The organism is Paenibacillus sp. XP01 (assembly GCF_057364885.1).
Genome location: NZ_CP139481.1, coordinates 474,533 through 494,557, shown reverse-complemented (window position 1 = coordinate 494,557; position 20,025 = coordinate 474,533). Strand labels below are relative to the sequence as shown.

Here is a 20,025-nt window from a genome sequence, read left to right as displayed (position 1 = left end):
GCAGTCGCTCCGGAAACGAACGTTGCTCCAATCGCTGTTGCTTCCGAATTTTTTGATTATATGATCAATGGTTAAAATACGGCCGCAAAGGCGAACGCTCTCGCTCTCCGCATTCATTCATCCTCTACACTACTTAGCTGCTTAGTTTTTCACTAAAAATCTCCCCACGCCTGGGGATGCAAAAAAAGGCCAGTCGTATTTGGACTGGCCTAATCATGAATGATGCAGATCTATGGAACGGAATACTTCTATTAATAGAAGTAAGCTATATGGGAAATGCAGCAGATTGCGACACATTGCTTTAACATATAGAAAAAAGCCGTCTCATGTCGAGTTCAAGACCCGTGCATGAGTACGGCTTTTCGTAAACAATGTTTACATAAACGGCAGTTCCATTCGAGCCCCGCCGGCTAACCAATCAACCACAGCCATAACGCCAACCCTGCCAACGTAGCAAGTAATGTAGGAACGGTTAAAATGATGCCTGCTCTGAAATAATATCCCCAAGTAATTTTGACACCCTTGCGAGATAAGACATGCAGCCACAACAGCGTGGCGAGCGATCCGATCGGCGTCATTTTCGGTCCGAGATCCGAGCCGATCACATTGGCATAAATCAATGCTTCGCGCACGACACCCTCGGCCTGCGTCCCGTGAATGGCCAATGCATTGATCAACACCGTCGGCAAATTGTTCATTACGGAAGAGAGCACCGCTGCAATCATACCCATGCCGAGCGAGGCGGCCAACACGCCGTGTTTGGCAATGGCATCAAGCCATTCGCTCAAATGGTCCGTCAGCCCGGCGTTACGCAATCCATACACGACGATGTACATGCCGATGGAAAAAATGACGATCGACCACGGCGCTTCCCGCACGACCCGTTTCAGGTTAACCGCATCACTTCGGCGAGCCAGCAAAGCGAAAACCAGAGCAACCGCCCCAACGATGGCCGATACCGGGATGGGCAGCACTTCGCTGGACGCATACGCAGCGAGCAGCAATCCGAGCATGTACCAGGATATGCGGAACATCCGCGGATCCCGGATCGCTTCCCTTGGATCACGCGCTGACGCATAATCATAGCGAGCCGGTATGCTTTTGCGATAGAACCAATACAACATGCCGGTACTGGCCCCAAGCGAAATGAAATTGGGCACCATCATGCGCGCAGCATAATCGACAAACGTAATGCCAAAATAATCGGCCGATACGATATTGACCAAATTGCTGACGATTAACGGCAGCGAAGTCGTATCCGCAATGAAGCCGCTGGCCATGACAAAGGCCAAAACCATCCGTTCATCCAATTTCAGCGCCCTTACCATCGCAAGCACAATCGGCGTTAGAATGAGAGCGGCCCCGTCATTGGCGAACAGTGCCGATACCACGGCCCCCAGCATAATGGAATAAATGAATAACTTTCTCCCGTTTCCCCTCGCAAGCTTTGCCATATGAAGGGCAGCCCATTCGAAAAATCCGGTCTCATCCAGAATGAGCGAAATGATAATAATGCCGATAAAGGCAAGCGTTGCATTCCATACAATGGATGCCACATCCACGGCATCACTCAGACTTACCACTCCGCAGAGAAGGGCGAGCAGCGCTCCTCCCGAGGCAGACCAACCGATGCCAAGCCCTCGCGGCTGCCAAATGACCAAGGCGATGGTAAGCACAAAAATAAGTATTGCAATCATCGTCATAATGTCCCCCACGCCACAAATAGCCGTATCCTAGTTAGGTAAGCATTGCCCAACGATCTATTTATACAGGGCGACAAGGGCAGATGTCCATTATTTTTTCGTAGGATTCTCGCTCTTCGGTGCATCTTCCACCATCTTGAACATGCCGAGCAGACCTTGCAGTTGTTCCGCCATACTGTTCAAATGAGCCGAGGATGACGCAATCTCCTCCACCGAAGCAAGCTGTTCCTCGGAGGAAGCCGATACGGATTCCGTATTTGCCGCCGCTTCTTGCGTAATGCCCGATATATCTTTCATAGCTTTGGCGACGTCAGCCGCTCCTGCCTCCAGCTGCTGCGTTTGCCCGGATAGGCCATCCAGCGTATGGGCTGCTTCCACCACGGCTTCGCGAATTTGCGCAAAGGACTGACCGGAAGCATTCACTGCCTCAATGCCATCTCCAACCCGATTCTGCGCTGCCTCCATCGCCTTGAGAGCTGCGTCCATATCGAGACGGATGTTGTTTACGAGCTCACCGATCTGGGCTGCAGAGCTTCCGGATTCCTCCGCCAGCTTCCTTACTTCGCCCGCCACAACGGCGAACCCACGCCCGGCATCTCCTGCTCTGGCTGCTTCGATGGAAGCATTCAGCGCCAGCAGGTTCGTTTGTTTGGAGATGGTCGCAATGACATCGACCATGCTGCCGATTTCGATGGAGCGGGTATTCAAGGATTGAACGACCTCTGCCAGCTGCTCCACCGTTTCCTGAATGCTGTTCATCTGCTGCATCGCCTGGCTTGCGGCCGCATTGCCCTCCGCAGCCGCTCCGGACGTGTTTTTCATGTTTTCCGTGATGGATTGAACATGCTCGGACATGATCCGCACTTCTTCGGCCATGCTGCCCATCTGTGTTGTTCCGTCTGCCACTCGTCTGACCTGCTGCTCAGCACCCTCCGCCAGCTCCTGAATGGCAAGCGTGGAATGCTCGATCGCTTTAGTGGTTTGTTCTGCGCTTGCCGACAATTCCTGGGAAGAAGCCGATACCTGTTCAGCCGTCTCCTGTACGCCCAATATCATCATGCGCAAGTTATCCACCATTCGTTCGAAGTACTTTGCGAGATCACCGATTTCGTCTTTGCGCGCGGTGTCCATTTTCACCGTCAAATCACCCTTGCTAACCGCTCTCGCGGTTTCCTGCAGGCGTTTAATTGGCCGCAGCAGCGCACGCGTGAACAAAATAATGAAGATCAATGCAAGCACTGTGGCCGCAAGAACTACAATGAGTGTTGCCAGGCGAATATCCTTGCTGGCATCATTGATTTCGCTTTTATACATCGTCCCGCCAATTTTCCAGCCGGTTTCCGGGTTTGTCGAAAAGACCAGATGTTTATCATCGTCCTTGTGTGTGTAGTCAAAACTGCCGTCTGCCGATGCATACAGCGGGTCCAGCTCCGTCCCTTCCACTTTGGAACCCGCCTCCACATCCGGAGATACGATGTAGTTTTTCTCGCCATCCAGAATGATGATATAACCTTCTTTTCCAATCTTCATCGATGCCAATTCCTGCAGGTTCGTCAAGTTCAGAGACAGGCCGACGACGCCGGATTGATCCTTAAGCGTTCTTGAAACGAAAACCACCGCAACCCCATCCGTATTTTTGGATACGGGGGAAATCACTGTTGTCCCCTGTTTTTCCATGGCAAGCTTGTACCATTCTCTCTCACGCGGATCGTATGCCGACCCTTGCGCGCTGCCTGTCGTCTCTTTCCCGCGAACCATGACGCCATCTTTCGTGCCCACGAAAATATTCAGCGTTTCCGGATGCAATTTCAAATATTGCTCCAGCCTGGCCGTCAGTTCAGGACTCTCGTCCTGGCCCTTGACCATTTCAACCCCAACGGTGTCGGCAAAATAGTTGATGTCGTTTTTCTTAGCGCTCACCTGGTCGTCGATCATCGAATTGGTGGTAATCACGTTTTGCCTGGCACTATCCATCAATTGCGTTTCCACGGTGCGGTCTGCAATCGTCAAGGTCATGAATCCAACGGCCTGACTGGGAAGAATCAGTACGATCAGGAACGAAAGCAATACCTTGGTACGTATGTTCCAGAACGAGCCTTTTTTCTTTTTGTTTGTTTTCTTTTTCTGTTTGGATGCTCCGACTGCAGCAGTTTGCTGCTGTCCATTTCCAAGAGAATTACCCATGAAGCCTCTCCCCCTCTTAAATATGACTTTTCTCTATTTATGTAAGTCCCTCTCCATCAACCTGCGATATCAGACCATGGCTAGAAGCCATTAAGATCGATATATGTATAGGTCTACCTATTATATCGGTTAAATCCCCTTAATTCTTTGGGCACATTCATGATATACATCAACGCGAAAAAGCCACTTCGCAATAATGAAGTGACCGGTTATTTTTAGCCAAAAAGTTGCCATTTCAAGCCGTTGTTCGTCGGTATGGCCCTTCCGGAGGACACGATGAAGGTTTACCGAAATAGTATCCTTGAGCAAGCTCAATTCCGACAGATCGGCAATACTCGAATTCTTCGATTCGTTCAATGCCTTCGGCCAGCACCCGGCCGCCAAACCGCCGCGACATCTCGACAATATCGACGATTTTCCGCTGTCTGGTCTTGTCCATGTCGCAATGGTCGATCAAGCTGCGGTCAATCTTGACAAAATCCGGTTCCAGTCGATTCATCAGTTCGAGCGTCGAAAATCCCGCCCCCACATCATCCAGAGCTACCGAAATTCCGTGGGAACGATAGGTATCAAAAATGTATTGAAGCATGGAAACATGCTGAACCTGTTCCGTCTCCACCATTTCAAACACAAAGTCCCTCGGATCAAGTTCAAGACGTTCAATCGCATTGAACGTGTGGGTCAGGCAGGAAGCAGGGTGGTATATCGACGAGGGCAGGAAGTTGACAAAGCGTTTAACGCCGTGCGGCAAACATGCAGCGCTTGTCTCTATGGCCGTAGTACGTGCCTTGCGGTCAAGATACGATTGCAAACCAGTATACCGGGCCACCTCGAATAATTCGTAAGGATTGAATGGCTTACCATTCTCGGCGGGACGAAGCAAAAACTCAAATCCGATAATCTGTTCGGAGGCATCCACGATGGGCTGCATATGACTGCTGAATTGGTTGCCCAAAATGATGGAGACCAACTCGGCATGCCGAATCCGGGATTCCAGCATTTGCGGGCGAATCCAACCGTCCGGGTCTGCTTGCATATGCAGCGGGGTCACTTGAACCTCGACTGAAGCTTGCAGAGACAGGTCTGCCCTCTCCACTTTCCCTAACACGTTTCTAACCGCTTCCGTACTCGTATATTGCATCTGGATTAAATCGTTTGAATGCACAACCTTCATTGCCAATGCTTGAAGAGCCTCAAGCAAAACGGGGGATCTGGGACGCAGATACAAAATACCTTGTTCCTCAATCGGATGTATTGGACTGCAGCCGCTGCAATTCATGTAAGCCCCCCTTGCCGTTGTTGGAGTTCAAAATCGTCATGTTGCATCCTTTCGTCGATGCGTTCGCTACGTCGGATTGGTCCACAGAATGATATCCAAACTTTGTAAATATTATATCATGGGTCTCCTAAATTATCTCTATCGTTTTGATGACCTCGCATATGTTCATATTCGGAGCCGACGCAAAAAAGACGGGCAGTCTACGACTGCCCATCTTCATCGAATGCTTTCCCGTTTATGAAGCAGGGATGACAAGCTTTTGCCCGACTTTCAGCGCATGTACGTTCTTGATTTTGTTTGCTGTTGCAATTTTGCGCCAATCCACACCGTACTTCAAGCCGATGCGATACAGGTTGTCCCCTTTTTTCACGACATGGACCACTTTCCCGCTCGCAGGCTTCTCCGGCTCAGGCTTTGGTGTCGGCGTCGGAGCAGGTGCTGGAGCAGGTGTTGGCGTTGGGGCTGGCCCGGCTGTTTCGTTACCTGGTGTCGAAGGCGCCGCTCCTGTCAGTTTCAACCCGTATTCAGCAAAACCGTCCTCATTAGTACCAATGAAGGACATGGCCGGGTTGGCATCAACCAATGCTTGTGCATCCGGGGAAGAAGCAAATACGACTTCAAGATCGCCAGCTGCTGCAGCCGCTGCATTTGCAGCAGGTTTGATCGGAGCAAGCGACCAGTTGCCATCCGCCGTAGGGTTAATCGTTTTGTTCTCGCGGATGTAATCGATGATGACTTGGCGGTTCTCGTCCGGGGCAGCCAGCACGATGCGTTTGCCGTCCGGATTCGCAAGCTTGGACGAAGAGGCGCGGTAGTTGTTGGTAGCCACGATGAACTTCTGGTCAGGATCCACCGGCTTGCCGTTGAAGCTCAGGTCTTTGATCCGGCTCGCGGATGCGTTGATTACCGTTGCCTTGCTATCGTATTTTGCAGGCTGCGTCACGTCGATCTGATAGGTTACACCGTCAATCACGTCAAAGTTGTATGTCGGGAAGTCCATGTTGATCAGCTGCTGCTGTCCGCCTTTGGACGGATCGATCTGGTTGAACTGTCCTGCCGACCACTCCAACCATTCTTTCAGCTCGGCGCCGTTGATCAATACGGCATGTACCGTATTTGGATATACGTACAGATCAGCCACATTTTTGATGGCGATGGTGCCCGCAGGAATGTTGGTATAATAAGCCGGGCCTGAACGTCCACCTGCCTTGAATGGCGCTCCTGCGGACAGAACCGGAATATCCTCGTAGTCCGTTCCTTGCAGATGTTTCTCCACATACCATTTCTGAGCATTCGTTACGATCTGGATGGAAGGATCGTCCTGCACCAGAGCAAAGTAACTGTTGATAGGAGCCGTTGTTTCGCCGACCGGGCCGCGAATATATTCAAGTGTGCCCTCATGCTCGTCATGGATGGCATCCAGAATTTTTTCGTCCGCTTCCACCAGCGGTTTTTTGTTCGCCGCATCATAAATCGGACGTGCCTCGGTTGCGGAATCTACGACTTTCCATTTGCCGTCGACTTGTTCCAGATCCAAATCGATGATCCCGAGATGGTCGCCCCAGAATCCCGGCTCAACGGATGGAACGCCATTAATGGTGCCTTTATCGAGATCCACCCCTTTTTTGCCGGCAAAATCGGCGCTCGGGAATACTTTATGGGCATGTCCGAACAGAATGGCATTAATGCCTTCCACCTGGCTCAGGTACAACACCGAGTTCTCCATCAGATCGGTTTGGGGAATATCCTCGAATCCGGAGTGCGGAATGGCAACGATAATGTCCGCACCCTTCGCCTTCATTTCGGGAATGAATTTTTTGGCCGTAGCCACGATATCCTTGGCAATCACTTTGCCTTCGAGATTTGCGCTATCCCACTGCATGACCTGTGGCGGCACGAACCCGATCACGCCTACCTTGATCGTATGCTCTTTGCCGTTCTCATCGGTCACCTTCTTGTCCAAAATCTGATAAGGGGTGAAATAGTTTTTGTCGTTCGTCTCGTCATCGTCGCCGTCATCAACGTATACGTTGGCATTGATATAAGGGAAATTGGCTCCCTCCAGCGTCATGTCGAGATAGTCGAGTCCATAGTTGAATTCATGGTTTCCGATGTTGCCCGCATCGTAGTCGAGCAGGTTCATCGCCTTGTATACTGGATGGGTTTCCCCTTGTTTGAGCGGATCGATTTTGGCGACGTAATCGCCAAGCGGATTGCCTTGAATCAAATCGCCGTTGTCGAACAACAGGCTGTTTTTGGCCTCGTCGCGCGCTTTTTTGATCAATGTTGCCGTTTTGGCCAATCCGTACTGGTCTGTCTCTTTATCAGAGTAGTAGTCATAGTTCGCCAAGTTGACGTGAATGTCCGTCGTCTCCATGATGCGCAGTTTGACTTTGGCCGCATCGGCAGCCGATACGGGCACCGGAAATACCGCAAGCACGTTTAATGCAACAAAAGCGGCAGTCAGGCTCGATAACACTTTTTTGTTCTTTTTCAAAATAACCCCTCCCGGTTATGTACATTGAATCAAACCTTCGTTTAATGGGCAAACGAACAGACGCCAAAAGGACAGAATTCATGGCTGTGGGATGCTTTGCTTCCTGGGGCACTGCAATTCGTGATTCAGGTCAGCTAAACTCACATGAATATCTGCTCATATCTGAAGTGCGACGTTTACATTCCAAATCATAACGCAATGCGATGCGGTTGAAAAGCATTATTTTTTACTTTATCCGCACATATCCTCGGAAGTTTACATAATCATGCGTGTTTTCGACATTATACGTCATTACTCTACCTAAAATTAGTTTACATTACACGTAAAATACGTACATTACATTTACTTCACATCGATTCATGCCCTTCCCCAAAAATGGCATAAACAACATAAAAAAGCCGCAAAGTCCGAGACCTCACGGCTGTCTTGCCTAGAAGGCATATGGTTCTGATTATTGCTCCCAGACTTGATGTTCATGATCCTTGCCTGTGTATTCGATGCGCTGCGGCGTAATATCCAGCACCACGTAATTCGGATCATCCGGTCCGTCGAACCAGGCCTTCAGCTCATCGTTCCAAATCTCCTGACGGAGCTGTTCGTTTTTGGTAACCTCGCAAGTGCCTTCGATCTCGACCACTTCTTTGGTGCCGCCCGTTTCATAGCCCAGCAGCAAGCTGACATTCGGATTGTTCTCAAGCTCTTCTACCTTATGGGTACGGCGATTCGTAGCCAGATGGATGTTCAACCCATCATTAAACAGTGCCATGTATCTCGCTTTCGGTTTTCCGTTCTCCACGGTGGAAAAACTGCAATACGGATTGTTTTCCAAAGCGCCTATGATCTGCTGCTCCAATTCGTTTCGGTTCATGATCATGCTCCCTTCCGGATGGTGTATATGATGGAACTCTCACATACTTATAGTGTACCCATCTCACCGGGAGCGAATCCGCTGCAGGTTTAGTTCAAATCGCCCAAATAAATACGTGCCTGCTCAGGGCGTAAAAGCATTTCGCCGATCGTTTTCGGATACAGTCTTACCTGCGGCAAGTCCTCAAGGGGTATCCATTCTACCGCCACTTGGTGATCATCCGGATTGGAACCCGCAAATTCGCTCGCTTCCGGGTCGTTCAGATGACATTTGAAATAAAATTCGACTTGATGTACGTCCTCGTCCCACTCGGCAAATTCGTGGTTTTTGCCGATGTACTCGCGAATATGCAGCAATTCCCCTACCGTCACGGCCTGGCCAATTTCCTCCAAGCATTCCCGTGCAACGGCATCCTTCAGTTCTTCTCCCTTTTCCTGCCCGCCACCGGGGAAAACATATGCCGTTCCGTATTGGTCCTCCAGTTTAATAACCAGAAGCCGCCCGTTCTGTATGATGACCGCTTTGGCCGAATTGCGTATCGGTTTCATTTCCATGTTTCCCTCCTTTGTACTTCTTGTGATCTTTGTTAGTGTTTCATGGCTGTCAAAGTGACCCCTTCGGCTTCAAGAAGATTTCGGATATCCTTGGCAAAAGCAAGGGCCTGCTGCCCGTCGCCATGGATGCAAATCGTTTGCGCTTTGATCGGCACAACCGTCCCGTCCACTGCCAGTACGCTGCCTTCAGTCACCATGCGCAGCACCTGTGCCAAAGCCTCGTCGGACCGATGAATGACCGCTCCGGGCAGCTGCCGCGATCTCAGCGTTCCGTCCGCCTCGTAGGTTCGGTCCGCGAACACCTCGCTTACGCTGCGCACGCCGATCCGGTCCGCGGCCTCGATCAACGCGCTGCCGGCCAGGCCGTACAAATACAGTTCCGGCTGCACGCGATATACCGCCTCGGCAACGGCTTCCGCCAATGTAACGTCCGCAGCGGCCATATTGTACAAAGCTCCATGCGGCTTGACGTGATGCATGCGACCGCCCCGGGCGCGGACGAAAGCATCCAGCGCGCCGATCTGATAGACCATCATGTCGTACGTCTCCTGCGGCGTAACATCCATCCTCCTGCGGCCAAAACCTTGAAGATCCGGCAGACCCGGATGAGCCCCGATCGCAACCTGATGCTCCAATGCCAGCTCTACGGTGCTTCGCATCGTTGCCGGATCGCCGGCATGAAAACCGCAAGCAATGTTGGCCGAGGTAATCCAAGGCAGGATGTGTTTATCCGATTCCATCCGATAAATGCCGTAGCTTTCGCCAAGATCGCAGTTGATGTCGACTGCACTCATCGTTCATTCCCCATTTCGCTCATTTTTCGCCGTATCCACATTTCCGCTTGCCGCATGCTTTTCTCCTGATGCAGAAGCAGCTGCTGCGCTTCCTCGTGGGATACCCTTGCAAAGGCAACCCGGTTACCGGGCCTCGCCTGTGCCAACAGCGGCAGGTCTACACGAGCGATCTGGGCGATGACGGGATAACCGCCAACCGTCTGATGATCGGCCATCAGCACGATCGGCTGGCCATCCGGGGGTACCTGAACCGTGCCGTACGCGACGGCTTCGGATAAGCGATCCGCCTTCCGGGCAAGCTCCAGCGCCGCTCCTTTAAGGCGATATCCCATCCGATCCGATTCCGAGGTGACCATGTACCGATCCCGATAGAACCGATGCAAGCTTTCTTCCGTGAATTCCCCATGATCTTTGCCAGGCATAACCCGCAGAACAGGATCGGTGCGATAGCCAGGAATTTCGTACTCGGAGAGGCGCCACGAAGGGGCGGCCATGCCTTCCCCCTGCTCTTTGGCGCGTTTAGCCATAACATGCAACAAGGCATGAGCTGCCCCGCTCCCCTCTCTCGTGAACAGCCTGTCGCCTGCACGCAATGGGCGTCCATCCAGACCGCCGAAGCCTGTCTTGAGATCGGTGCTGCGGCTGCCCATCGTCCGTGGGACTTCCACGCCGCCAGCAAAAGCGATGTAACCGCGCATGCCCAAGCGGCAGCTCCCGATTCGCAGCACGCTGTCCTGCCGGATCACAACCGGACGCCAGAGAGGCACCGGCTTTCCGTCTACCATGGCGGACATGTCGGCACCGCACAACGCAATGAGCCGGGTTTCCCGAAACCGGAGCTCTGGACCGCTAAGCGTCATTTCCAGCACGGCAGCCTCACGCGGGTTGCCTACAAGCATGTTCGCTGTCCGGGCAGCAAAGGTATCCATCACCCCACCTGACGGAACGCCATACTTTCGATAACCGGTTCGCCCCTCATCCTGAATGATGGAGAGCATTCCTGGACGAATGACCTCGATACTCATGGACAGCCTCCTTCAGAGAAAGGTATTCCTCAAGCGTAATCGGTTGAAAACGGACCCTGTCCCCTGCTGCAAGCAAGCTGGGCGGGGATTGATCAGGCGCAAACAAGGCAAGCGGCGTCCTGCCGATACACTGCCATCCGCCGGGCGTGGCCACGGGATAGATTCCCGTTTGACTGCCGCCGATGCCCACCGTCCCGGCCTCAACGCGAAGTCTTGGCGTCGCCCGTCTCGGTGTGGCGATCCGCTCGGACAAGCCGCCCAGGTATGGGAAACCTGGTGCAAAACCGATCATGTGCACCAAATATTCCGCCCCCGAATGGATCGAAACAACCTCATCGGCATCAAGCCCGTTCACGCTCGCGACGTGCTGCAAATCAGGACCCAGCTCCCCGCCATAACAGACGGGAATCGTCACGATTCGAGACGGCGGCGCCGCATCTTGGTTCTCCGATAAGCCCGATAACTGCTCCAACAACCAGCCGCAGATGGCCTCATAGGGCAGCATCGCCGTCCCCTCCAACAGCTGCGCTGACGCCGCAACCTTTACGGGATCAAAGAACAAAGTAACTGCACTAAAAGACGGAACAACGTCAACGATTCCCATGACATCCTGTGACTCCAGCAAGGCACACACAGACATCACCCGATGGTGGACTTCTTCGGAAATGATATCCCCGCAGCGAATCACGACGCCGGACTCGCCAAGCGGAGATAAGGTTTCCTTCGTCCATATGTACGACCGATCAGCCATGCGAGCCCTCCTTCACCCACTCCTCAACAGTTCCCATTGTCCTCTCAGTGCGACTGCATCCGTAGATTATTCGTCCTTGGACGGGACCAGGTGCGCGCTGCAATTGTACAGCTCGCATTGCCAACCTCTTTGCCCCGTCATGATTCGGGTAATCGAAGTGTTGGACAGTTTGGCGCTAACATCCAGATCGGGCACGAGACCGCGCAGCGTATTGCGTAAAATCGCTCCATGGCTAACGACCAATACCTTCCCGTCCGGATGCTCGCGCGATATTTCCTCCAACACTTCGGAGCCTCTTGCCGTTCCGGCCTCGGGTGCTTCTTTGCCCAAATCCAGGGTGCTCCAATCCGCTCCCCACTTTGCAACGCGCTCTTCCTCCGTCGTGCCTTCCACCTGTCCGCCGCCCATTTCGCGCAGCCGCGCGTCCAAATGAATCTCCTGAATGCCCAGGCGCTCCGCAATGATTCGGGCCGTCTCACTGGCGCGCTTCAGGTCGCTGGCATAGATGGCATCCCAATGTTCTCCGCTAAGCCGCTCGGCGAGCAATTTCGCCTGCTCTCTTCCTTCATCGTCAAGCAGGTTGTCCGTCTGGCCCTGAGAACGTTTCTCCTTGTTCCATGCCGTGCTTCCGTGGCGAATCAATGCAAAATGTGTCATCCCTTTTCCTTCCTTTCTGTTCCCACCCGAAACGGATGGATGATCATCTTCAGATGTTATTGACGAATCACAGCCCCAAGCTATAGCTCATCCTCGGTGAAATGCCGTCGCGTCTTTGGTTTGGCGAATTTGCCGCCATTATAATCGGCAGAAGCGTTTCTAGGGATGGACAGGCTGTCCCAAGGCGTCTCCTTGATCATTTTGGCAGCATAGACTATTTGCCCGACATGATAGGGATAATGCGCGAGTTGACGGATAATGGCCTCCATGACGGTATGACCTTCATTGCGAATATATATGATGCGTTCCAAATCCTCGGCCGTAAAGGCACGAAGCGCGGACAAAAGGCACTGCCACCCTTCCTCCCATTTGTCCATCAGTTCTTCGCGCGTGGATATGTCGTTGACGAACTCGGCGTCGCGCTCGCGCCATGGCTTTTCGCCATCGGAATTCAGCACGTCTGTCCAGCGGGACAGCATGTTTCCCCATAGATGCTTCACAATGACTCCGATGCTGTTCGTATCCTCATGCCACGACTGAAAGAGCTGTTCTGTCTCCAATTGGGCCATCGCTTTTTCGCCGAGCTGTTTATAATACAAAAACTGTTTTTCCGCCGTCTCCAGAAACATTCGGTTCGTATCCACACTCGCCGCATCCTCTCATGTTTTCGTCAAATCAGGCCATCATCATCTATTCTTTATCTTCCAATTATTCCGATACAGGAAATGCAAACGTCCCGTCTTCGTTCGGACCAAACGGAATCACTTTCTGCACGGCATCCAGGTTCAGCTCCCCGTATATATGCGGGAACAGTTCATTCAAGTCGTATAGGTCCTCATAAACCAATTCCGGCTTCAATGCTTTTTCGTCAATGCCCAGCAGCACCAGATCGGTACGCCCGGCATAATACTGCGATGCCACCCACGGAATCTGTTCTTTGGTGGAGCAATGGATAAACCCCTCTTTTTGCAAGCTTTCCGGTGCGTACACTTCTGCTTTCGACACCTCTTCCCACGCAGCGCGGGAAATAATGCTGTATATCATACTTGACCCTCCCCCCATGATTCGAAAATCGTTCGATGTCTTGCATCCGCTTTCGAATATTATAGATCATCCCGGATGCGTGCGTACAATTTCTGATCGGTGAACACGCCTTTAATCTTCAACTGTTTGCGCAGTAAACCTTCATACGACATGCCGAGTTTCTCCATCACCCGGGCCGAACCGATATTGTCCGCATTGCACCTGCCTGCCAATCTGTTGCAATCCAGCTCGCGAAAGCAATAGTTCACAACAGGCTGCATCGCTTCGGAGGCCACGCCCATATTCCAGTACCTGCTCGATATCGCGTATCCCAATTCGGCGCTCTGCATCGATTCGTTCATATCGAATACGCCCCCGCGCCCAATCAGTTCCCCGGTGTCCTTCCAAATGAAGGCCCAAATGTACACAGTCTGCTGTTCATATTGATCCAGTACCCGCCGAATATATCCGACCGAATCATCTATGGTCTCATGACAGTTCCAGAGGCTGTGCTGGCTGACGAGCGGATCGGAGGCAAACGCAAAATATTCAGGCACATCCTCCAAGGTCAGACGTCTCAACCGCAAACGTTCTGTCTCGAATTCGGGCGATTCGGAAAATAATTTGTCGACATTCATGTTCATTTCCTCCTGACGAATCCGTTTCAAAAGAACCACTCTTGCCGCATCTCTTTCAACGCTCGGTTTCGGCCTTTAACACATATCGATCTACAAACCAAGCTCCCAATATCCCCACGGTGTAACGCATGAGATCCATGACCAAAAAACCCCGGCCCAACACAAGTGCCCCTAACGTCGTCGAACGAATTTCGTTCAACCACGGGACCTGGATGAGCTGCGAGCATTCGATGAACCAACTGAACAGCAATCCGGCAAAGGCTGACCATCCCTTGCTCCACGACGTGAATATTAGGCGTATTCCAAAATAAATCATAGCTGCCCATAAGGCATCTCCGGCATGTTCTCGCAGAAATGCGGGCAAAACCTCGCCATAGGCCCTGGAGGCATACCCGGCAGACATCGCCAGCAATGTCACGGACAAATACAACAGTTTGCCTCTTAAACTACTGGCGTACCTCTGCTTATGCATTGTCATGATTGTATTTCAACCCGTATCATATGCGATTTCCCCCAGGCTTGAGTTCGATTCCACGATCGATGCATCTTTCATGTATCTTCCTCCCATCGTACAAAAGGATACAAAAAAAGGGCGTTGCCAGCGCCCTTCAACATTCCATTTTTTAACATTATACCACTAAAACCAGAACCAAGCTTGCTATTTTACCGTCACCGGAATCGTAAGTTTTTTGTTGTTCCATTTGACGACCACGGAAGCCTTGCCTTTGCCAACGGCCTGGATTTTGCCATTCGAAACCGTGACCACGCTTGGCTTATTGCTGCTCCATACCGCGTCACTCGTTACCAAGGCGGTCTTTCCTGTGTCATACTGGGCCATAACGCTCACCGTTGCTGTGCCCTGAGGAGACAAGACCAGCTTTTTGGTGCTGCTGATCAGCTTTTTGAGTAGAGGCACCACGGTCACTTCCGTTTTGACGGTCTGATTCTGGTACACGCCCGTCAATGTGGCCTTGCCTTCTGTCAGCGTTTTGACCGTGCCATTTTTGACCGTGGCCACAGTGGGGTTAGACGATGTCCAGGTCACTTGCTTCGACAAGTTCACCGTTTTGCCGTTCTCATAGGTACCGATGACCTTAAGAGCTTTGGACTTCTTGATGTTCATCTGGATGGCCGATGGCGTAACCTCCACCTTGGCGATGATATCGGTAATCGCTACAGGGACTTTGACCGTGGTTGAGCCGTATTTTCCTTGCAGCAGCACGCGTCCCGGTTCCACCCCTTTGATTTTCCCATTTTCCACGACGGCGGATGGCTTGGAAACTGTCCAGACGATTTGGGAAGTGACGTCCTCTTCTTTACCGCTCGTTCGCACGATCGTTACTTTGGGCAATGCGCTCTCCTTGCCTTTGACAAAATTATAAGAGCTCGGCGATGCCTTGATCTTTTTGATTTTCTCCTGTACCTGCACGGCAAACTGCGCCTTCTCATTATCCACCTGGGCGACGATGGTCGCTTCTCCCGCACCCACGGCTTTGATCTTGCCTTTCGTTACGGTAGCGACTTTGGCATTGCTCGACGACCATGTCACGCCAGCCGTGACGTCCTGCTCGTTATCGAATCCTTCCACCACCGCCATCACTTTCAACGAGGCCGTTTCGGAAACGCTCATTTTATCCGTATTACTTACAATTTTAATGGATGTGATATCTCCCGCGGCCGCCATGGCCAGCGATGGAATCAGCGCAACGCACGCCACGATCAAGGCCAGGGTTGCCTTGAATCCTGCTCTTAAACCTTTCATGCCCATCTTCATCTCCCATAATCCAGTATTTTACTCCTATTATAGTATATCGGAAATGGTATGCCCAGAAATGAATACTATAACTGAAGAAATTCGGATAACAGGACCATTCGACATGTTTTGTTATTTTTCTGCTTCCGGCAGCTTCAGGTATTCCAATCCCCCCATATAGGGCCGAAGCGCTGCCGGAATGCGTATGCTCCCGTCCTCCAATTGGTGATTCTCCAAAAGCGGGATCAATATGCGCGGCGATGCCACTGCCGTATTGTTAAGGGTATGGCAATAAACCAGCTTGCCTTCTGCGTTACGACAACGGATGTTGGAGCGCCGGGCCTGGAAGTCGTGCAGGTTCGACGACGAATGCGTTTCTCCATAGGCTCCGCGGCTTGGCATCCATGTTTCGATGTCGTATTGTTTATAGGTTTTCTGCGACATATCCCCGATGCACACGGCAACCACGCGATACGGAAGCTCCAGCAGCTGCAGCAGTTCCTCCGCATGTCCGGTGATCTCCTGCAGCATTCGTTCCGATTCGTCCGCATCCGGCGCACAGATAATGACCTGTTCTACCTTGGAAAACTGGTGCACCCGATACAGTCCGCGCACATCCCTGCCGCCCGATCCAACCTCGCTGCGGAAACAGGTGGACATGGCGGCCAATCGGATCGGTTCCGCTACATCCACGACTTCATCCATATAATAAGAAACAAGCGGCACCTCCGAAGTCCCTACCAACCATTTGTTCTCGCCCTCAAGCTCATATACCTGATCCCGCCCTGTGGGGAAGAAGCCCGTATTAACCAGCGCTTCCTCCCTCACCATCAGCGGCACTTCCATCGGCGTGAAGCCTTTCTTCAATAATAGGTCGAGGGCTAACTGTTGTACGGCCCGATGCAAAAGCAAACCTGCCGCTTTCAATACATAACTGCGAGTGCCGCCGATTTTTACGCCTCGGGCAATGTCGATCATGTCATGCATTTCACCCAGCTCAACATGATCCTTCGCATCGTAATCGAATTTCGTAATCTCACCGACACGCCGCACTTCAACGTTATCTTCATCCGATGCTCCTGCCGGCGTATCCGGCGACACCACGTTCGGTACCAGCCACTGCAGTCTCGTTACCTCCTCCTGCACGTCGGCAAGCTTGGTCTCATTCTGCTGGAGCTTGTCGTTAAGCTCCTTTACGCGTGTCCGCAGCTCTTCCGCCTGTGCCCGATCTCCAGCCTGCATCAGCTTGCCAATCTCTGCCGACCAGGCGTTCCGCAAGCGGCGCCCTTCCTCCGTTTCCTGCAAAAGCCTTCTTCTTTCCTCGTCCAGGGTAAGCAGCTCGCGAACCGAAACCTTGATTTTTTTGCCGTCCGCGGCCGCCTGAACCTCATCCGCATGCGCACGAATCCATTTCATATCCAACATGTACACCGTCTCCTTTGGGCTATAAAAATGCAAAGAGCGCCCTCATCCCTTGGGACGAGGAGCGCTCTGCTCGCGGTGCCACCCAACTTGCCGGGACAGGTAATCCTGTGTCCAGCCTCTTGGTCCGCGGTAACGGGCGGTTCCGGTTAACTTGGGGAATGGGTTCGCTCCCCTGGCGAAAACGCCTCCGAGTTGGATGCTCTTCAACGGCATAGTTCCGATCTGCAATTGTTGACAATGATTATATATGAAATGCTCCCCCATTCGCAAGAGCTTCATTCATTATGTTTTCAAACGACCATTGCCCAGGAAATAAGACAGATCGGTCAAGCGCTGACTTTGCTTCTGGCCACCACATTGCCAAATACAGCCCGAACGATCGGCCCCACCACCAGAAGCTGTGCCGGAAGTGCCAGCAAGAAGTTATGGCCGATCGCCGAACCATAGCTTCGCAGGATGGAACGACCTCCAAGTCCATTGGTGAGGTAGGATGTCATTACACCATAGAAAGACATGACCAACACCATGCCGACCACCATAAAAAACGAGAGCGTCAACACGGCCACCAATTTGTTCGACTTGTCGAACGGCAGGGAAAACGCTACTTTTTTCGCCACAGGACCTATCAATATCGATTCAACCGCAAAAGCGACCACAAAACAGATCACAAACTGCAGCAGAATCTCCATCAAAGACAATTTCCCGATCATTCCGCTGTTATACAGATTAAACAACAGCATGATCGTGACCATGCCGAAGCACATCATTAATCCGAACACCACTTGTTCTCTTTTCGTTGTTGGCAATGTACTCATCCTTTCTGTTCATTTGATCATTATAGTGATCACGTTATGCCCTTCATAAGTGAACAAATTGTGAACTTTTAAAATTTAAATCTTTATTTTTTACGTAAGCGCGTTCAATTGCCGCTCTAATTCCAACTTGACAGCTTGGATTTCCACATCTATTCTATTTCTAAAATGCTAATGGCGAATTATCTGCCCCGGGAGGTATGTTCATATGGCTTTTCAAAAACGCGTCGACCACGTCGGAATCTCCGTTCGCGATCTGGAAACAACGCTCCGCTTCTATACCGAGATTGTCGGTCTGGAACTGAAGGGACGGTTGACTCACACCAACGGTGTCATTCAGCTGGCATTTCTCGGTTTTAACGGGAGCGACGAGACCGAGATCGAGCTGATTCAGGGGTATAGCGACAAGCTGCCATCCGAAGGAACGGTGCACCACTTTGCCATCCATGTGGAGGACATCGAAGCGGAATACCGGCGCATTCAGGCAACGGATGCAGAGTTCATCGATGGGGAGATTGTAACCTTGCCGAACGGATATCGTTACTTCTTCATCTATGGACCTGAAAAAGAATGGATTGAATTTTTCCAACGGTAATCCCGGTCGTCCCTCCAATTCCTTACTGGACACAATCCGGACTCTTGCCTATAATTACTGTGATAGCAACGCCCGTAACTTCATAGCTTCCCAGGGGTGTCGGAATTGGCCGGCTGAGAGTGTATCCCATAAGATACTGACCCTTAGACCTGATCTGGATCATGCCAGCGTAGGAATCGGAGTATATTGACCAAGGCACAGCCCCAAGGCTGGTGGCCATTCTCTAACGCCTGCATGCGTCCCGAATAACGGGACGCTTTTTTGTTAATATCAGAACGTGTGGACCGCGATGCAATTCCCCTGATATGGCATTCTTAATCAGATGTTGTGGACATGAAGCCAAGGAGTACCCGTGCCGATGGCCGGACAATATGAAGGAGAGAAAAAGAAATGAAATGGCGCAAAATGATGGGCCTGATGCTCTTGTGCATCACCCTCGTAACCGTTGCCGCATGCGGCGGCAAGGAAGCGGCACCTGCCGGCGAGAACGGCAGCAGCACGGAAAAGGCAAGCGAAGGCGGCAATGCCGCACTGAAAGACGTTAAGGTGGTGCTCGATTGGACGCCGAATACGAACCATACCGGCCTGTACGCTGCGGTGGATCAAGGCTTTTACAAAGCCGAGGGACTTAACGTCGAAATCGTGCAGCCTGGCGCAGGCGGAGCGGACACGATGGTAGCCTCGAACGAGGTCCCTTTTGGCGTCAGTTACCAGGAGAGCGTAACCCAAGCACGCACGCAAAACGTACCGCTCGTATCCATCGCCGCGGTCATTCAGCACAACACGTCCGGCTTTGCCGCTCCGGTGGACCGGAATATCAAATCGCCCAAAGACTTTGAAGGCAAATCTTATGGAGGCTGGGGCTCTCCGGTAGAAGAAGCCGTCATGCAATCGATTATGGAAGGCGAAGGCGCCGACGTCTCCAAGGTGAAAAACATCAATATGGGCGATGCCGATTTCTTCACTGCCGTGAAACGCGACATCGACTTTGCCTGGATCTTCTATGCGTGGACCGGGATTGAAGCACAACTGCGGAATGAACCGATCGACATGCTGTACGTCAAGGATTACTCCGAAGCGCTCGACTATTACACGCCTGTGCTCGTAACCAACGAAACGACGATTCAGAATGATCCGGAGCTGGTTAAAGCGTTCATGAAAGCGACATCCGAAGGATATCAATATGCGATCGATCACCCGGAGGAGGCTGCCAACATTTTGCTGAAGGCCGTTCCGGACCTCGACAAGGATTTAGTACTCGCCAGCCAGAAGTGGCTCAGCCCGAAATATCAGGACGATGCCGCACGTTGGGGCGAACAGAAACAGGAAGTTTGGCAAAATTACGCGGACTGGATGTTCAGCAAAAAACTGCTCGACCAGCAAGTCGACGTTTCCAAAGCGTATACGAACGAATTTTTACCACAATAACGAGCAACTATATAACGAAATCGGAAGGAGCCGTGAATG

General features: G+C 51.8%; 19 protein-coding genes and 1 riboswitch. Of the genes, 2 read left to right on the top strand and 17 right to left on the bottom strand.

From position 1 onward, the window contains the following. Positions 1-410: 410 nt before the first annotated feature. From SNR34_RS02365 to SNR34_RS02285, 17 genes are all read right to left on the bottom strand, one after another. On the bottom strand, positions 411-1,703 hold the full coding sequence (locus SNR34_RS02365) for an arsenic transporter (RefSeq protein ID WP_486181043.1): 1,293 nt from the start codon (positions 1,701-1,703) through the stop codon (positions 411-413). A 90-nt stretch (positions 1,704-1,793) separates the two neighbouring features. Then, entirely contained in the window at positions 1,794-3,887 is a 2,094-nt protein-coding gene (locus SNR34_RS02360) for a methyl-accepting chemotaxis protein (RefSeq protein ID WP_486181042.1), read from the bottom strand. A 235-nt stretch (positions 3,888-4,122) separates the two neighbouring features. Next, positions 4,123-5,166, bottom strand: coding sequence for an EAL domain-containing protein (locus tag SNR34_RS02355; protein ID WP_236417619.1), 1,044 nt, complete (start codon positions 5,164-5,166; stop codon positions 4,123-4,125). A gap of 235 nt (positions 5,167-5,401) precedes the next feature. After that, on the bottom strand, positions 5,402-7,663 hold the full coding sequence (locus SNR34_RS02350; protein WP_486181041.1) for a bifunctional 2',3'-cyclic-nucleotide 2'-phosphodiesterase/3'-nucleotidase: 2,262 nt from the start codon (positions 7,661-7,663) through the stop codon (positions 5,402-5,404). A gap of 451 nt (positions 7,664-8,114) precedes the next feature. Then, complete coding sequence (locus SNR34_RS02345; RefSeq protein ID WP_236417621.1) at positions 8,115-8,531, bottom strand: pyridoxamine 5'-phosphate oxidase family protein; 417 nt, start codon at positions 8,529-8,531, stop codon at positions 8,115-8,117. A gap of 89 nt (positions 8,532-8,620) precedes the next feature. Continuing rightward, a complete protein-coding gene (locus SNR34_RS02340; protein WP_236417783.1) occupies positions 8,621-9,079 on the bottom strand; it encodes an NUDIX domain-containing protein in 459 nt (152 codons plus the stop codon). Between the two features lie 38 nt (positions 9,080-9,117). Next, positions 9,118-9,879 (bottom strand): LamB/YcsF family protein, encoded by a 762-nt coding sequence (locus SNR34_RS02335; protein ID WP_236417624.1) that lies wholly within the window; start codon positions 9,877-9,879, stop codon positions 9,118-9,120. After that, entirely contained in the window at positions 9,876-10,904 is a 1,029-nt protein-coding gene (locus SNR34_RS02330; RefSeq protein WP_486181040.1) for a 5-oxoprolinase subunit C family protein, read from the bottom strand. The genes SNR34_RS02335 and SNR34_RS02330 overlap by 4 nt, the downstream gene beginning before the upstream one ends. Then, positions 10,855-11,655 (bottom strand): 5-oxoprolinase subunit PxpB, encoded by an 801-nt coding sequence (gene pxpB / locus SNR34_RS02325; RefSeq protein ID WP_486181039.1) that lies wholly within the window; start codon positions 11,653-11,655, stop codon positions 10,855-10,857. The genes SNR34_RS02330 and pxpB overlap by 50 nt, the downstream gene beginning before the upstream one ends. Positions 11,656-11,721: 66 nt before the next feature. Then, a complete protein-coding gene (locus tag SNR34_RS02320; protein ID WP_236417635.1) occupies positions 11,722-12,312 on the bottom strand; it encodes a histidine phosphatase family protein in 591 nt (196 codons plus the stop codon). An 80-nt stretch (positions 12,313-12,392) separates the two neighbouring features. After that, positions 12,393-12,956: a DUF1572 family protein gene (locus SNR34_RS02315; RefSeq protein WP_438286891.1), complete on the bottom strand. Its 564-nt coding sequence runs from the start codon at positions 12,954-12,956 to the stop codon at positions 12,393-12,395. A 64-nt stretch (positions 12,957-13,020) separates the two neighbouring features. Then, positions 13,021-13,356: a DUF952 domain-containing protein gene (locus tag SNR34_RS02310; protein ID WP_236417639.1), complete on the bottom strand. Its 336-nt coding sequence runs from the start codon at positions 13,354-13,356 to the stop codon at positions 13,021-13,023. Positions 13,357-13,415: 59 nt separating this feature from the next. Then, on the bottom strand, positions 13,416-13,973 hold the full coding sequence (locus SNR34_RS02305) for a GNAT family N-acetyltransferase (protein ID WP_486181038.1): 558 nt from the start codon (positions 13,971-13,973) through the stop codon (positions 13,416-13,418). Between the two features lie 55 nt (positions 13,974-14,028). Further along, on the bottom strand, positions 14,029-14,451 hold the full coding sequence (locus SNR34_RS02300; RefSeq protein WP_486181037.1) for a ribosomal maturation YjgA family protein: 423 nt from the start codon (positions 14,449-14,451) through the stop codon (positions 14,029-14,031). A gap of 180 nt (positions 14,452-14,631) precedes the next feature. Then, positions 14,632-15,735 carry an Ig-like domain-containing protein gene (locus tag SNR34_RS02295; RefSeq protein WP_339275768.1) on the bottom strand — a complete coding sequence of 368 codons (1,104 nt, stop codon included), beginning with the start codon at positions 15,733-15,735 and terminating at the stop codon, positions 14,632-14,634. A gap of 123 nt (positions 15,736-15,858) precedes the next feature. Then, a complete protein-coding gene (serS, locus tag SNR34_RS02290; RefSeq protein WP_486181036.1) occupies positions 15,859-17,151 on the bottom strand; it encodes a serine--tRNA ligase in 1,293 nt (430 codons plus the stop codon). A gap of 326 nt (positions 17,152-17,477) precedes the next feature. Next, positions 17,478-17,966 (bottom strand): DUF2798 domain-containing protein, encoded by a 489-nt coding sequence (locus SNR34_RS02285; RefSeq protein ID WP_486181035.1) that lies wholly within the window; start codon positions 17,964-17,966, stop codon positions 17,478-17,480. A 205-nt stretch (positions 17,967-18,171) separates the two neighbouring features. Here SNR34_RS02285 and SNR34_RS02280 point away from each other — a divergent pair, with 205 nt between their 5' ends. Then, positions 18,172-18,558, top strand: a complete 387-nt coding sequence (locus SNR34_RS02280; protein WP_236417652.1) for a VOC family protein — start codon at positions 18,172-18,174, stop codon at positions 18,556-18,558. 82 nt (positions 18,559-18,640) lie between these two features. Then, positions 18,641-18,752, top strand: a riboswitch (TPP riboswitch). A gap of 196 nt (positions 18,753-18,948) precedes the next feature. Continuing rightward, on the top strand, positions 18,949-19,986 hold the full coding sequence (locus SNR34_RS02275; RefSeq protein ID WP_343262250.1) for an ABC transporter substrate-binding protein: 1,038 nt from the start codon (positions 18,949-18,951) through the stop codon (positions 19,984-19,986). Positions 19,987-20,025: the final 39 nt, after the last annotated feature.